This is a genomic window from Streptomyces sp. ICC4, from assembly GCF_003287915.1.
In the GTDB taxonomy this organism is placed as follows: Bacteria; Actinomycetota; Actinomycetes; order Streptomycetales; family Streptomycetaceae; genus Streptomyces; species Streptomyces tritrimontium.
This window is the reverse complement of sequence record NZ_CP030286.1, coordinates 2108878-2122360: the sequence shown is the minus strand read 5'-3', so window position 1 is coordinate 2122360 and position 13483 is coordinate 2108878. Positions and strand designations below refer to the sequence as shown.

The 13483-nt window shown below is 70.5% G+C and carries 11 protein-coding genes and 2 pseudogenes; 5 read left to right on the top strand and 8 right to left on the bottom strand.

Annotated features, from left to right (window positions below; genetic code table 11):
- The first annotated feature begins 214 nt into the window (after nt 1-214).
- Nucleotides 215-1207 (top strand): IS701 family transposase, encoded by a 993-nt coding sequence (locus DRB89_RS09785; protein ID WP_112448820.1) that lies wholly within the window; start codon nt 215-217, stop codon nt 1205-1207.
- 24 nt (nt 1208-1231) lie between these two features.
- On the opposite strand, the gene DRB89_RS09780 is transcribed toward DRB89_RS09785, so the two are convergent.
- From DRB89_RS09780 to DRB89_RS09760, 5 genes are all read right to left on the bottom strand, one after another.
- Nucleotides 1232-1444: a hypothetical protein gene (locus DRB89_RS09780; RefSeq protein WP_112448821.1), complete on the bottom strand. Its 213-nt coding sequence runs from the start codon at nt 1442-1444 to the stop codon at nt 1232-1234.
- Between the two features lie 282 nt (nt 1445-1726).
- A complete protein-coding gene (locus tag DRB89_RS09775; protein ID WP_112454044.1) occupies nt 1727-2275 on the bottom strand; it encodes a GNAT family N-acetyltransferase in 549 nt (182 codons plus the stop codon).
- A 105-nt stretch (nt 2276-2380) separates the two neighbouring features.
- Entirely contained in the window at nt 2381-2620 is a 240-nt protein-coding gene (locus DRB89_RS09770; RefSeq protein ID WP_204357879.1) for a hypothetical protein, read from the bottom strand.
- A 182-nt stretch (nt 2621-2802) separates the two neighbouring features.
- Nucleotides 2803-3279 (bottom strand): MarR family transcriptional regulator, encoded by a 477-nt coding sequence (locus DRB89_RS09765; protein WP_112451878.1) that lies wholly within the window; start codon nt 3277-3279, stop codon nt 2803-2805.
- A complete protein-coding gene (locus DRB89_RS09760; RefSeq protein WP_112451879.1) occupies nt 3276-3770 on the bottom strand; it encodes a MarR family transcriptional regulator in 495 nt (164 codons plus the stop codon). Before DRB89_RS09760 ends, DRB89_RS09765 begins: the two co-directional genes overlap by 4 nt.
- A gap of 198 nt (nt 3771-3968) precedes the next feature.
- Between DRB89_RS09760 and DRB89_RS09755 the strand changes: the two genes are divergently transcribed.
- The 3 genes and pseudogenes from DRB89_RS09755 to DRB89_RS09745 form a co-directional block, all read left to right on the top strand.
- The gene (locus DRB89_RS09755) at nt 3969-5216 is read left to right on the top strand and encodes an extracellular solute-binding protein (RefSeq protein ID WP_112454046.1); all 1248 of its coding nucleotides are present in this window, start codon (nt 3969-3971) and stop codon (nt 5214-5216) included.
- Nucleotides 5217-5286: 70 nt separating this feature from the next.
- Nucleotides 5287-5658 carry a hypothetical protein gene (locus DRB89_RS09750; protein WP_112451880.1) on the top strand — a complete coding sequence of 124 codons (372 nt, stop codon included), beginning with the start codon at nt 5287-5289 and terminating at the stop codon, nt 5656-5658.
- A 119-nt stretch (nt 5659-5777) separates the two neighbouring features.
- Nucleotides 5778-5984: pseudogene (locus DRB89_RS09745) on the top strand (VOC family protein); the annotation flags it as partial.
- Between the two features lie 89 nt (nt 5985-6073).
- Here the strand turns inward: DRB89_RS09745 and DRB89_RS09740 are convergent.
- Complete coding sequence (locus DRB89_RS09740; protein ID WP_112451881.1) at nt 6074-8419, bottom strand: M9 family metallopeptidase; 2346 nt, start codon at nt 8417-8419, stop codon at nt 6074-6076.
- Nucleotides 8420-8641: 222 nt separating this feature from the next.
- Between DRB89_RS09740 and DRB89_RS09735 the strand changes: the two genes are divergently transcribed.
- Entirely contained in the window at nt 8642-9694 is a 1053-nt protein-coding gene (locus tag DRB89_RS09735; RefSeq protein WP_112454048.1) for an aldo/keto reductase, read from the top strand.
- Between the two features lie 113 nt (nt 9695-9807).
- Here DRB89_RS09735 and DRB89_RS09730 read toward each other — a convergent pair.
- Nucleotides 9808-11853, bottom strand: a pseudogene (locus tag DRB89_RS09730) (helix-turn-helix transcriptional regulator); the annotation flags it as partial.
- Between the two features lie 55 nt (nt 11854-11908).
- Nucleotides 11909-13255: a dicarboxylate/amino acid:cation symporter gene (locus DRB89_RS09725; protein ID WP_162688520.1), complete on the bottom strand. Its 1347-nt coding sequence runs from the start codon at nt 13253-13255 to the stop codon at nt 11909-11911.
- Nucleotides 13256-13483 lie beyond the last annotated feature (228 nt).

Here is a 13483-nt window from a genome sequence, read left to right as displayed (position 1 = left end):
TTCGCGGGACGATGCAGAGCGCTCTCAAAGGCCCGCGGGGCCGTAAGCGGACTGTAGTGCTCCAGCTGTGTGGATTGTGATCTTGCTGGTGGGGCCGTTACGGGAACAGATGCGGCAGCCGTTGATCATCGTGGGTGTGTGGACTGACGGCGAGACGGTGGCCACTGGTCGCAGCATAAATCCCGCACGTTGGCGGGAGGCGTTTGAGGTGGCCATGGGGCGCATAGCGGGCCGGTTCGCCCGCTGTGAACCTCGCCTACGGGCCGGGCGGCTGGTGCTGGGCCTGCTGTCGGACCTGCCGCGCAAGAACTGCTGGACGATCGCGGAGTGGGCCGGCGAGGCAACCCGGCACGGCATGCAGCACCTGCTGTGCCGGGCGTCCTGGAACGCCGATGCCGTCCGCGACGACGTCTGCGAATACGTCGTCGAGCACCTCCACGACGATGCAGCGGTGCTGGTCGTCGACGAGACCGGCGACGTGAAGAAGGGCACCCACACCGCCGGGGTCCAACGCCAGTACACAGGCACCGCGGGACGGATCGAGAACTCCCAGGTCGCCGTCTACCTCGTCTACGCCGGCGCCCGGGGACACGCGGCGGTGGACCGGGAGCTGTACGTCCCGCGCTCCTGGACGGGCGACCCGGACCGCTGCCGGGCGCCAGGGCTCGGCGAGGAAACCGTCTTCGCGACCAAGCCGGAGCTGGCCCGCACGATGATCGAACGGTTCATGGATGCCGGACACCGCGTGGACCGGGTCACCGGTGACGAGGTCCATGGCGGCAACCCGAAACTGCGATCCGCCCTGGAGGAACGCCGCATGGGCTATGTCCTCGCGGTGGCCTGCTCGGCCGAAGTGACCACCGGTGCGGGCACGTTCCGCGCCGATGCCCTGGCCCGGAAGGTGCCGAAGCGGGCCTGGCAGAAGCTCTCGGCCGGACGCGGCGCGAAGGGACAGCGGTTCTACGACCTTGCGATGCTCGCCCACGCCTTCCTCGCGGTGGTCCGTGCGAACGAACACGCCCGACAGTCCATCTCTGACGACCTGGTCCCGCTGTCCTGCAACGAGGTCCAGCGCTTGTCCATCACCCTCGCCATCCGGCCTCTCCGCGATGCGGCCCACCGGGTCGGTTGGTCCGACTGGCGACGCCGCCATCAAAAGCGATCACGCACCAGCCATTACCAGCGACAAGCCGCATCCCAGACATGAAGATCACGATCTACAGCTGGAGTACTAGGGGGAGCCGACGGGTAGGGCCAGGCGCGATGCAAGGCGGAAGCGCATCTCTCCGGCGGCCCGACGTACTTCCTCGGAGCGGGTTTCGTCCTCGAGCGCGACGAGGAGCATCATGACCGCCCGGGCTTCGTCGCCGGTGAGCAGCTTGAGGCGGGTCTCGGTGACGGCGTCCACCAGCACGCCGAGGAAGTCTTCGTCGTCGGTATCCATGCCCGGGACAACGCCGACCCGCCACCTGCGGTCACTCCGGCCGATGGCGACGCCCCCGCGCGCGGCGTGTCCGTGATCACACAGTGGTGGTGGGAACGATCCGCTTTCGTTGATCGTTCAAGGTGTGTGGGTGCGGGACACCCTTTGACTCCCCGGCCGGCCTCCCCCGGCCGCCGGGGCCCGCTCCGACCGGCCCCACCCCCCCGGGCCGGTCGGGGCTCTTCTGCCCCGGGCGTCGAGGATTCGACGGCGCTGCCCATGGTGGTCGCCGGGGCCGCTTGGCTATCCGGCCTGGATCGCGTCTGCCGCGATCTCGAACACGATCACCAGGCCGTCGTGCTGGTTTCCCTGTTCGCCGACGGGCGTGAAGCCGAAGCCGGCGAGGGTGGCCAGGGAGGCGCTGTTGTCGGACTTGACCCTGGCCCGCACGGTCTTGACCCCGGGTTCGGCGGCGGCTCTGGCGAGCAGCGCGTTCAGCATGGCGCGTGCGTAGCCCTGGCGTCGGTGTGCGGGCACGACGGTGAAGCCGACCTCGATCATGCCGGCCTCGTCCGGCGGTCCGTGGAAGCCGGCGTCGCCGATGACGACGCCGTCCGGTACGGAGACCGCGGCCCGCGTGGTCCAGGGCGCGGCGGAGGGGTCTTCGGCGAGCTGGTTGGCGCGGTAGTCGAAGATCCAGCGGGCTCGGTCGCTGACGAAGTGTTCGTCAAGGGCGATCCCGGCTTCGGCGCTGCCGCCGGCGAGGTCGCCGTCGGCCAGAGCCCGTAGTGCCTTCGCGTTGAGCTCGACGAAGCGGACGCTTTTACAGGTGGCGAGAGGTGTGTTGTCCATCGCGGAGATGATCACCCGGCGCCCCAGGGCTGTCCACTGCTTTACGTCCTCGCCCGCCAGGCGGATTGACCGCGCCCCCGCGGGGCCGGGGCGCGGCGGGGGGCGCTATCCGGCTGCCGTGTCGGTGCCGCGCTCTCCGCAGTGCGGGCATCGCTCACGGCCGTCCCACGCGGACCAGCCGAAGTCGGCGGGACGGAGGGCGCGGCCCTCCAGCTCGTCGTGGACGGCTTGCCGGTAGGCCCACACGGCGTCCAGGTAGGGGTGGTAGATGTCGTGGAACGCGGGAGCCGAGATGCCGGCGCCCGCGGCGACCGCCTTCCGCGGGGCGCGGAGGCGTTCGAACATGGTCTGACCTGGCTCTCGAGCCAATCAGCCCTGTTTGGCAGGGCTTTCGTCCCCAACGGGAGTTCGCTCCAAGCCGGCGGCGCCGGTCGCGGACCCGGTCCACCACGGAAGCCGACGGCGCCGCCGCGTGAGACCGCGGCGCGGAGCGGGCCCGGCCGCGGCCGAAGCGTCCTCGCCCGCGGCTATGCGGTGAGCTTCGCCAGTTCCGCGTTGGCGCGCTCGGTGACCAGCGCGAGTACGCGGCCGGCGGTGGCGAGGTCCTCGGTGGGGATCGAGCCCCAGACGCGGGCGGTTACGGGTGCGGTGTCCGCGCCGATGGCGGCGAACAGCGCGCGCCCCGCGTCCGTGGGGAGCAGGTGCGGGCCGTCGGTGACGAGCAGTTCCCCGGCGAGCAGTTCGTCGAGGGTGGAGCGGATGTCGGCGGGTCCGGTCTTGAGGGAGCCCTGGACCTGGGCGATGAGTTCGTCCGGAGTCTGCGGAATGTCGGTGGTGACGGCGGCCCGCAGGGCGATCTGCTGCTGGAAGGTGACGCCGTGCCGGGCCAGAACGTGTTCGAGCACGCCGCGGGCGGCGTAGTGGGCCAGGCCCAGGGCGCGGGCGTCGGTGGGTGCGGCGGCAGGCGTGGCGGCGGCGTCGGTGCTGGTGCTGGTGTTGCTCATGGTGTTGTCCCCTCGATGTGGTCGTCGTCCGGTGCGGATGGAGCGAGCGGTGGGGCGAGCAGGGTCCGCAGTTCGTTGGTGAACGCCCGTGTCCGCGGGGTGTCGGGGCCGCCGAGCGGCTCCAGCAACTGCTGGTGCAGGTCCTGGACGATCGCGATGGCCTGCCGTGTGACGACCAGCCCGCGGTCGGTGAGCGCCAGTTGTACGGCGCGCGGGTCGCGGGGATCGCGGGTCCGCTCGATCAGGTCGGCCGACTCCAGAGCACGCGCCAGCTTCGACACGTACAGCGCTTCCAGGCCCGTGTGGTCGGCGAGCCGGCGCTGACTGGGCCGCTCGCCCGCCTGCTGCATCCCGTACAGCGACGCGACCAGCGAGTACTTCGCGTGGGTGAGGTCCAGCGGGGCCACTGCGCGATCGACTGCGACGCGCCACTTGTTGGCGAGCCGCCAGACCAGGAAGCCGGGCGTCGGACCGGGTGAACTCATGCTCATGCCAGATACAGTACATAGCTATTATGTCCATGGCTAGTATGTCTCGGACCGATCCGGACCCGGTCGAAATTCCGTGGTGCCAGGGGGTGTGGTTGTGACCCAAATGTGGTGTAGACCATACGCCCAGTAGTCATGTGACGAGAGGTGGATCAAGACGTGCAGCGCGCTTTCCTGAGCCTGACGGCGGCCGGTGCCGCCATGTGCCTGGTCTCCCTCACCCTGACCGCCTGCGGAAGCGGAACCGCCTCGGGCGGTGTCACCCTGCGGGTCGTGGCGGCCGAGTACGGCGACAACCCGTTGAATTCCAGCAAGCCGTACTGGGACAGCCTCGCCTTCGAGTTCGAGAGGGCCAACCCCGGGGTCGAGGTCGACGTGGAAGTGGTGTCCTGGTCGGAGGTGGACGCCAAGGTCGCGGCGATGGTGAAGGACGGCAACGCGCCCGACATCGCGCAGATCGGCGCCTACGCCGACTATGGGGAGGCCGGCAAGCTCTACCCCGCCGACGAACTGCTCTCCATCAGGACCGAAGCCGACTTCCTCGCCCCGCTGGCCGACGCCGGAAAGATCAGGGGGAAGCAGTACGGCATGCCGTTCGTCGCGAGCACCCGGCTGCTCTTCTACAACCAGGCGTTGCTCGCCGACGCCGGCGTCATCCCGCGGGACCCCTCCGCGCAGTGGCAGCCCCGGACCTGGGCCGATCTGGTGACCGCGGCGAAGAAGCTGAAGGCGGCGGGGGTGGCCACCCCCTTCGCGCTGCCCCTGGGGCCCGAGGAGGCGCAGGCCGAGTCGATGATGTGGATGCTGTCCGGTGGCGGCGGCTACACCAACGACTCGGACGCGTACGCGATCGACTCGGCGGAGAACGTGAAGACCTTCGAGTTCCTGAGGGACAAGCTGGTCGGACAGGGACTCACCGGGCCCGTCGAACCGGGCAGGCTCGATCGCCAGGGAGCCTTCGACGCCTTCACCCGGGGAGAGGTCGGCATCCTCAACGGACACCCGACACTGATCAAGCAGGCGCAGGAGAAGGGGATCAGGATCGGCACGGTCGCGCTGCCCACGCAGGACGGTTCCGAGCCCACGGCCATGGGCGTCGCGGATTGGGCGATGGCCTTCAAGAACGGCCACGCCAAGGAGGCCGGCGACTTCCTGGACCATCTGTACGAGGCGAAGAACGTGTCCGCGTTCACGAGCAAGTACGGCCTGTTGCCGGTCACCACCAGTGGCTACCAGGCCATGGTGAGATCCCCCGACCCCACGGCGACATCGCTCCGGGTCTTCCTCGAAGCGCTCCCCGCCTCCAGGCTCTACCCCGTCGGAAAGAAGTCCTGGGCCGGGGTGAGCCAGGACATGAAACAGAACATAGGCAAGGCCGTTGAGCCCGGAGGCCGACCCGCCACCGTCCTGTCGGACGTGGCCACCGCCGCACGCGACGCGGAGAAATAGCCGACGGGACATCGGCGGGAGGCGGGCAAATGCGGGTGCCCCTCCGGCGGCCTTCAGCGATGATCAGAGGATGAACCAGGAACCCGAACTCATCGCTGCTGTGACCTTGTTGTCGAAGGAGCACGGGCCCGTCCCGTTCCCGCAGGGGCTCGCGGGTGCGGACCGGGCGGGTTTCGACCTTGTCATGGTCGACGCGGACATCTCCGGGTGCGTGGACACCTGGTTGCGCAATGCGGGCACGTTGGACGACTGGCGTTTCCGCATGATGCATTGGCACATGGCCCAACTCGGCGAGATCCTCCCCGTACTGGGTGAGGGGGACAGCCCGTCCTATTGGCAGCGGCTGTTCCGCATGGGGGAACTCGTGGCAGCCACGGATGCCACACCACGGGACGGCGTGGCAGCCACGGACCCCAGGCCGGGCGAACCCCCGCTCACCTGAACCCCGGCCCGGCCCCCTGAGCGCTGGTGAGCCGCGTACCGTCGCCGGCAGGGCGATGACGGGTGCCTCGTCTTCGAGGCCTCGCTCGCCTGTCCGCCGCACGCGCGGACGCAGAGCCAGGGAAGGTCGTCAAGAATCGGCTGCACCTCGACGTGCGGGTTGGCACCGGGCTCGTGGGGGAAGAGCGCCTGGCCGCGCTCGAGGCCGAATGCGCACGACTGATCCCACTCGGCGCCGCACGCGTGCGACTGCTGCTCGCCGATGACGACAACGGGTCCTGCCTCGTGATGCAGGACGTCGAGGGCAACGAGTTCTGTCTCGACTGAGAGGCCGCTGAGAGGCCGCGAGTGGCGGTCCTTGCCATCCGGATCGGATGGCAAGGACCGCCGTCACGCTCAGGCCCGGGCGGACCTGCCTACTTGGACTGCGTGGAGACGCTCACGCCGCTGAAGTCCTGCGCGGCCGCGAGGCTGAAGTAGACCCAGCCGGACGGCGGGTTGTCGATCGTCAGGGTCTCGCCGTTGCCGGCGTTGGCGGACTTCGCCTGGTGGCTGCCGGTGGTGGCCCAGGTGCTGCCGCCGTAGTACAGGTCGGCGTTGCCGGTGCCGCCGCTGCTGGTGATGGTCAGCTGCTTGACGCCGGCCGGCAGGAACACGAAGTGGTAGCTGTAGTTGCCGGCGGCGGCCGCGAGGTTGTCCCGGCGGCAGTTCTTGTCGAACTGACGGGGGTCGCTGAGGGTGCACACCGGGGTGGACGGGGCCTCCGGCAGGGGGCCGCAGTCGTTGGTCGCGCACGTGGTCGTCAGCCAGGTGGCGAAGCCGGCGTCGTAGCTGGTCCCGATGGTCTGCTTGAGGAAGGCGCGGGCCCCGTTCCAGTCGCCGGTGCGGTACTTGCCGAGGACGGTCTCGACGTCGGCGGGGTGGGCCTGGAGCATGTAGCGGACCGCGAGGAAGCCCCACCGGTAGACCCGGTTCGAGTTGACCTCGGGGTCCGCGTCCTGGCCGTAGACGGTGTCGAACAGGTCGCTGAGCTTGTAGGTCTTCTTGCCCGCCTCGGCGATCGCGTCGGCGTTGCGCTCGCCCCGGTAGCCGAACGAGACGTTCTCGGCGATGCCCTCGACCCACCAGATGGTCGGCGTGGTCAGGCTGGCCTCGAAGTCGCCGGCCATGTTGTAGCGGCCGTCGAGGTAGTGGGTGTACTCGTGGTTGAGGTTCCAGATCTGGAAGGCCGGGCGCAGCCAGTGGGCCTCGTGGGCGATGAAGCGGGCCTGGTTGCCGGCGGCGGCCGGGTTGCCCTCCTCGTACATGCCGCCGTTGTCGACGTCGATGTTGTAGATGGCCCAGGCGTACAGCGAGTACTGGGTGTAGTCGTCGAAGACGACGACCTCGAGGTTGGTGTTCACGTCACCGGGGATCGCCCCCTTGTCGCCGATGACCCGGTGGAAGTACGCGTCCTGGTTGACCAGGCTGGTGCAGGTGCCCGCCAGCTGCCCGGGGGACATGTCCTGGGCACGGATCTTCAGGTCCGGGGTGCAGGTGTGCTGGATCGGCAGGATCGCCGGGAGCACGCGGTCGCCCAGGTCGCAGATGGAGTAGGCCGCGCAGTTGTTCTTGTCGTACTGGCGCGTGTACCAGCCCAGGTTCATGGTGATCGGCGCGGTGGGGCCGACGTTCGGGTAGCGGTTGATCAGGTCCTTCAGCAGCGGCCGGACCCGGTCCTTGAGCTCGGGGACGTCGAGCGCGAAGCCGAGGTAGCGGCCGACGTTGCTGACCACGTCCAAGCGGTTCAGCTGCGCGCTGTTGCGGGTGATGAAGCCGGCCCAGGTGTTGAGGACGGAGGGGTCGGCCTTGAGGGCGGCCCGCCAGCCGCGGTCGTCGTTCTTGGCCTTGAAGCCGTTCTCGACGACCCACTCGACGTGCTCCATGGCGAGGTTCATCTGGCCGGGCCAGGTGCCGTCGTAGCTGCCGAGCATCCACTTGACGACGCCGGCGTACCGGCCGGCCGCGTGGGTGCTGTCGATGAGCGTGACGACCTCGTTGAAGATCTCGCCGTTGGCGTCGGTGATGTCCTTGCTCCGCGGGGAGGCGAAGAAGGCGTCCAGCGCGCCGAGCGCCGCGCCGTCCAGCGCCGTGCCGTAGTCGCCGACGACGTCCGCGTTGTTGTCCTGTACGTAGTAGCCGGCGCGCAGGAACAGCACCAGCTGCCCGATCGCCGTGCTGTTGTTGCCCGAGTAGGTGGCGGAGGCGTCGCGCAGGGCGTTGGCGACGGTCACCATCTGGGCTTCGCGGAAGGCCTTGCGCGCGTTCTCACCGGTGAGGTTGAACAGCGGGTACGTACAGGTGATCCGGGGGAGGGCCTTGAGCTGCTGGACCAGCGCGCTGCCCGTGGCGTTGATCACGCCGGAGAGGTCGCCGCACTCGTCCCCGGCGGCTGCCGAGGACTGCTTGCCGGACTTGACGTTCGGGGCGGGCTTGACGGTCGGGGCGGGCGAAGGTGCGGGTGCCGGTGCGGATTCCTCGGCACTGTCCTGCGAGGAGATCCGCAAGCGGGAGCCGTTGCTCATCGCATCGGGCGACTTGGGGACCGGGATCGAGCGGGGAGCTGAGCCCGCGGCTCGACTCGCGTGCGCACCGGCCGGGGCGGTGGCGCCGACGGAGACGGCCTGGCTCGGCGGCGCGAACAGGCCGAGCAGGATGAAGACGGCAGCGCCGAGCGCGGGAAGTCTGCGCGCGTTGGTCTTCGATATCCGGAAGGGATGCATCTGCGGGGGCCTCCGGGGCCGCTGTGGCCGCGTGCTGGGGACACGGGCAATTGATGTGTGACATGTAAAATTTCACATGTCGCATCACGCCGGAAGGTTTTGGCCAGATTCACCGGCCACCGAAACTGAAACGTTGTCAACTTCGACCGCTGACCGGAGCTTGCGTTGAAGTGCGCTCCAGCACATAGCGTCGTGCGCACGACCTGCCTGAAGGGGGAGAACGTGCGGTACACACTGTTCGGCAAGACCGGTCTGCGCGTGAGCGAGCTGAGCCTCGGCACGATGACCATCGGCGACGACTTGGGCTGGGGGGCCGACCGGGAGACCAGCGCCCGAATCGTCGACGCCTACGCGGACGCGGGCGGCAACTTCATCGACACGGCGAACATCTACACCGACGGCAGTTCGGAGCGGATCCTCGGCGAACTGCTCCAAGGGCGGCGCGACGAGTTCGTCCTCGCCACCAAATACACCTGCGGGACCCGTGCCGGCGACGTCAACGCCGCGGGCAACCACCGCAAGAACCTCGTGCGATCGGTGGAGGCCAGCCTGGAGCGGCTGCGGACCGATCACCTCGACATCCTCTGGGTGCACGCCCGCGACAACTTCACTCCGGTCGAGGAGGTCGTGCGCGCGCTGGACGACCTCGTGCGCACCGGAAAGGTCCTGTACATAGGCGTTTCGGACTGGCCGGCCTGGGAGATCGCGCAGGCGGGCACCCTCGCCGAGCTGCGGGGCTGGACCGCGTTCGCCGGTTCACAGCTGCGCTACAACCTGCTGGAGCGGACCCCGGAACGCGAACTCCTGCCCCAGGCCAGAGCATTCGACCTCGCCGTGCTGGCCTGGGCCCCGCTGGCCGCCGGAAAGCTCACCGGCAAGTACCGCCGGGGCGAGGGCGGGCGGCTGGATGCCTGGGGCGTCAAGGTGTCCCCGCAGGAGGAGGAGGTCATCAACGTCGTCCTGGAGGTAGCCGAGCAGGGCGGCTGGACCCCGGCCCAGGTGGCACTGGCCTGGCTCCTCGGCCGCCCCGGCAACATCGTTCCGATCATCGCGGCCACCAAGGAGAGCCAGCTCGCGGACAATCTCGGCTGCCTCGACGTCCGCCTCGACGCCGAGGCCGTCGCCCGCCTCGACGAGGTGAGCGCCGTGCCGCTCGGGTTCCCGCACGACTTCCTGCGGGAGCCGTCCGTCGTCAAGACCGTCTACGGCGACCGCTGGCACGAGATCGAGGACCGGCGCACCACCTACCGCCGCACGGCAACCGAGGTGCGCTGACGCGGTGACGCAGATCCTGGTCTACGTCGTCCTGGCCGCCTTCGTCGCCTGGGGGCGCTTCGGCCCCGAGTCGTTCGTCTGACCGGGTGCCGCGCCGGGCGGCTCCGGGTGGCTCATGTGCCCGTGGACGCGCGGTCCAGCAAGCGGGCCAGGTCGCCCCGCGACCGAACGCCCAGGAGGGCGAAGACGTTCCGCAGATGGTGGTCGACGGTACGCGGGCTGAGCGAGAGCCTGCTCGCCACCTCCCGGTTCGTCGCACCTTGCGCCACGCAGCGGGCGATGCGCTGCTGTTGCGGAGTCAGCAGGACCAGCGGCCCGGTGTCGCCGCCCGCCGGCACCGCCTCGCCGGCGGCCCGCAGTTCCCCCGCGGTCCGCTCGGCCCAGACGCGGGCGCCGCAGCGTTCGAATGCGACCAGGGCGTCGCGCAAGGGCCCCCGTGCCTCCCGGGTCCTGCGCTGCCTGCGCAGCCACTGCCCGTACAACAACCGGGTACGGGCCCCTTCGAAGCCGCCGCCCGAGCCGGCGTGATGGGCGAGTGCCTCCTGGTACCGGGCGGCCGCCTCCTCGGCGGGAGCCAGCAACGCCCGGCAGCGGGCCAGCTGCGCCGGAGCCTGTGGGTCGGCGGTCGTCGCGGTCCACACCGCGAACTCCTCGACCGCCACTGCCACCGCCACCGCCGTGGCCGCGTCCGCGGGCCGGGCCCCGCGACCCGCGAGTGCCGCGGCCTCCACGAAACAGGGCACCAGCAGCATCCGGGCCGCGAAGTGACCGCGCAGGGGTCCGGGACCGACCAACGGCAAGAGCCGTGCGGCGGCATCGGCGGATCTCCCCTCGGCCAGGTCCGCGCGCGCGAGCGCCCACGTGGCGAGGGTGGCGGCCTGGGCGAGGCCGTGCGGACCGGCGACCGATGCAGCGGCCTCGGCATGGCCGGCACACGCGGCCGCCCCGCCTTCCACGGAGGCGGCGAGGGCCAACACGGCGTGCAGATGGGCCGCCTTGTTGCGCTGGCCGAGTCGGTCGGCGGTAGCCAGCCCCTCCTCGGCATGGGTACGGGCGCGTGCGTGCCGGCCCGCCCGCAGTTCCGCGTACGCGAGGTGCTCCAGCGCCTGCGGCAGCAGCGACAGCGGTCCGTGGACGCGGACGGCGGCCAGCGCCCTGGCTCCGGTCCGGCACGCCGCGTCGATCTCGCCGAGCACGAGCGCGGCTCCTGCCGTACGCAGCAGCGTGTCCGGGTCGCAGACGGCCTCGGAGCCGGGGCCGCCGCGCAACAGGTCCCGGCCCTCCCTCCGCAGCCCCTCGGCGAACACCGCGCACAGGCCCGCCCGGTACCGTTCCAGGGCCGGGTCGGGCTGCGGCGCCGGTATCCGGCGCAGCACATCGAGGCAGGCGGCCGCGTCCCCCATGGCCCAGGCGGCCTCCGTCGCGCCGAGCAGCGCCCGCACGGCCCGCTCCGCGTCGTACGGGGCGAGCAGCGCCGATGCGGTGAGCAGCGCCTCCCGGGCATCGGCCACCGGCCCGTCGCGCAGGGCGAGTAGCCCGCGTACGTAGTGGGCGCGGCCGGGCGCCGGTACGGCACGCACCTGGGCCAGGAGTTCGCGGGCCCGCCCCGGGTCCCCGCCGAGCATGGCCTGCTCGGCCGCAGCGGCCAGCCGGGCGCCGCGCAGGTCCTCGTCGGGGGAGAGCAGCGCGGAGCGTGCCAGCGCCACGGCCCGCTCCGCGTACGGCCGGGGAGCGACGGCGGCCCGTACCAGCGCCCGCGCGAGCGCCGGATCGTGGCCGTCCGCCGCGCAGGCCTGCTGGACGAGACGCGGCAGAGCCCGGTGGGGGCCGTCGAGCAGCGCGGCCAGCAGAAGGTGTACGGCGCGGCGGCGGGCGACCGGCACGCGGCGCAGCAGCGCGGTGCGCAGCAGGGGATGGGTGAAGTGGACCCGTACGCCGTCGTCGTGCACCGCGCCCGCCCGCTCGGCAGGTTCCAGCCGGCCGGGGTCGAGCCCTGCCGCCTGCCAGGCCCGGGTCAACAGCACCGAATCCGCGCCCGTGTCATGGGGTTCGTGCTCCTGCGCGGCGGCGGCGAACAGCAGGAGCAGGCGGGTGTCCGCAGGCAGCGAGTCGAGGAGGGCGGCGTACGCGTCCAGTACGCGCTCGGTCCCCGGCCGGGGCCTCAATAAACAGGGTAGACCGGCGGAAGCGTCCGATGTGTATAAGAGCCAGGGGTCAGGCCGAGACGAGGACCTTCTCCTCGGCAGGGGTCTCCGCCGGGGCCGGCTCGTCCAGCGGGGAGGAGGAGGCGGTCGCGTAGGCGACCTTGTCCAGGATTCCCTCGCGGGCCGCGACGATCACCGGGACCAGAGCCTGCCCGGCCACGTTCGTGGCCGTCCTCATCATGTCCAGGATCGGGTCGATCGCCATCAGCAGGCCCACGCCCTCCAGCGGGAGGCCCAGCGTGGAGAGGGTCAGGGTCAGCATGACCGTGGCGCCCGTCAGACCGGCCGTGGCGGCCGAGCCGACGACGGAGACGAAGGCGATGAGCAGGTAGTCGGTGATGCCGAGCTGCACGTCGAAGATCTGCGCGATGAAGATCGCGGCGAGCGCCGGGTAGATCGCGGCGCAGCCGTCCATCTTCGTCGTCGCGCCGAACGGGACGGCGAAGGAGGCGTACTCCTTCGGGACGCCGAGGCGCTCGGTGACCTTCTGGGTGAGCGGCATGGTGCCGACCGACGAGCGGGAGACGAAGGCCAGCTGGATGGCCGGCCAGGCGCCCTTGAAGAACTGGAGCGGGTTGACCTTGGCGACGGTCCAGAGCAGCAGCGGGTAGACGCCGAACATCACGAGCGCGGAGCCGACGTACACGTCGATGGTGAAGGTCGCGTACTTGCCGAGCAGGTCCCAGCCGTACGTGGCGATCGCGGTGCCGATGAGGCCGACGGTGCCGAGCGGGGCGAGGCGGATGACCCACCACAGGGCCTTCTGGAGCAGCTCCAGCACGGACTCGGCGAGGTTCAGCACCGGCTGCGCCTTGCTGCCGAGCTGGAGGGCGGCGATGCCGGCGACGGCGGCGAGGAAGACGATCTGCAGGACGTTCAGCTCGGTGAACGGCGTGATGATGTCCTTCGGCACGATGCCGGTCAGGAAGTCCAGCCAGGACCCGTGGCGCTTCGGCAGCTTGCCGTCCTGCGGGGTGAGGCCGGTGCCGGAGCCCGGGTTGGTCAGCAGGCCGATGCCGAGGCCGATGCCCACCGCGATCAGCGACGTGATCATGAACCAGAGCAGCGTGCGCGAGGCGAGCCGCGCGGCGTTGTTCACCTTCCGCAGGTTGGTGATCGACACCAGGATGGCGAAGAAGACGAGCGGGGCGACGGCCAGCTTCAGCAGCTGGACGAAGATGTCGCCGATCTGCTCGAGGGTGGTGCCGAGCCAGCTGATCTCCTGGCTGCGGGAGAGCCAGCCGAGGAGCACACCGAGCACGAGGCCGGTGACTATCTGGGCCCAGAAGGGGAACTTGAACGAGGGCTTCGCCTTGGCGGGGGCCTGGGCGGCAGGGCTCTGCGGTGACGCGGACACGGACACTCTCCGGGTGGTTCTGCGGTTCTGCGGTGGGGTGGTGGTGCGGTGCGGCAGCACCCGGAAAAGAAGAGCCGGGCGGGCGGGACCGCTGCTGTGCCAGGGCTGGTCGCGGGACTCAGCGACAACAGCAACAGGCCGCGGACGCGCGGCGGCAGAGGTCGACGTGCAAGCGCGCCACGAGCGGAACGCTCGTGGTCATCCGGGGCGCGGCTGCGGTCAACATGT

Coding starts and splice junctions, on each gene's coding strand:
- DRB89_RS09785 (WP_112448820.1), top strand. CDS start 215: ATGGGGCGCATAGCGGGCCGGTTCGCCCGCTGTGAACCTCGCCTACGG.
- DRB89_RS09780 (WP_112448821.1), bottom strand. CDS start 1,444: ATGGATACCGACGACGAAGACTTCCTCGGCGTGCTGGTGGACGCCGTC.
- DRB89_RS09775 (WP_112454044.1), bottom strand. CDS start 2,275: ATGGACAACACACCTCTCGCCACCTGTAAAAGCGTCCGCTTCGTCGAG.
- DRB89_RS09770 (WP_204357879.1), bottom strand. CDS start 2,620: ATGTTCGAACGCCTCCGCGCCCCGCGGAAGGCGGTCGCCGCGGGCGCC.
- DRB89_RS09765 (WP_112451878.1), bottom strand. CDS start 3,279: ATGAGCAACACCAGCACCAGCACCGACGCCGCCGCCACGCCTGCCGCC.
- DRB89_RS09760 (WP_112451879.1), bottom strand. CDS start 3,770: ATGAGCATGAGTTCACCCGGTCCGACGCCCGGCTTCCTGGTCTGGCGG.
- DRB89_RS09755 (WP_112454046.1), top strand. CDS start 3,969: ATGTGCCTGGTCTCCCTCACCCTGACCGCCTGCGGAAGCGGAACCGCC.
- DRB89_RS09750 (WP_112451880.1), top strand. CDS start 5,287: ATGAACCAGGAACCCGAACTCATCGCTGCTGTGACCTTGTTGTCGAAG.
- DRB89_RS09740 (WP_112451881.1), bottom strand. CDS start 8,419: ATGCATCCCTTCCGGATATCGAAGACCAACGCGCGCAGACTTCCCGCG.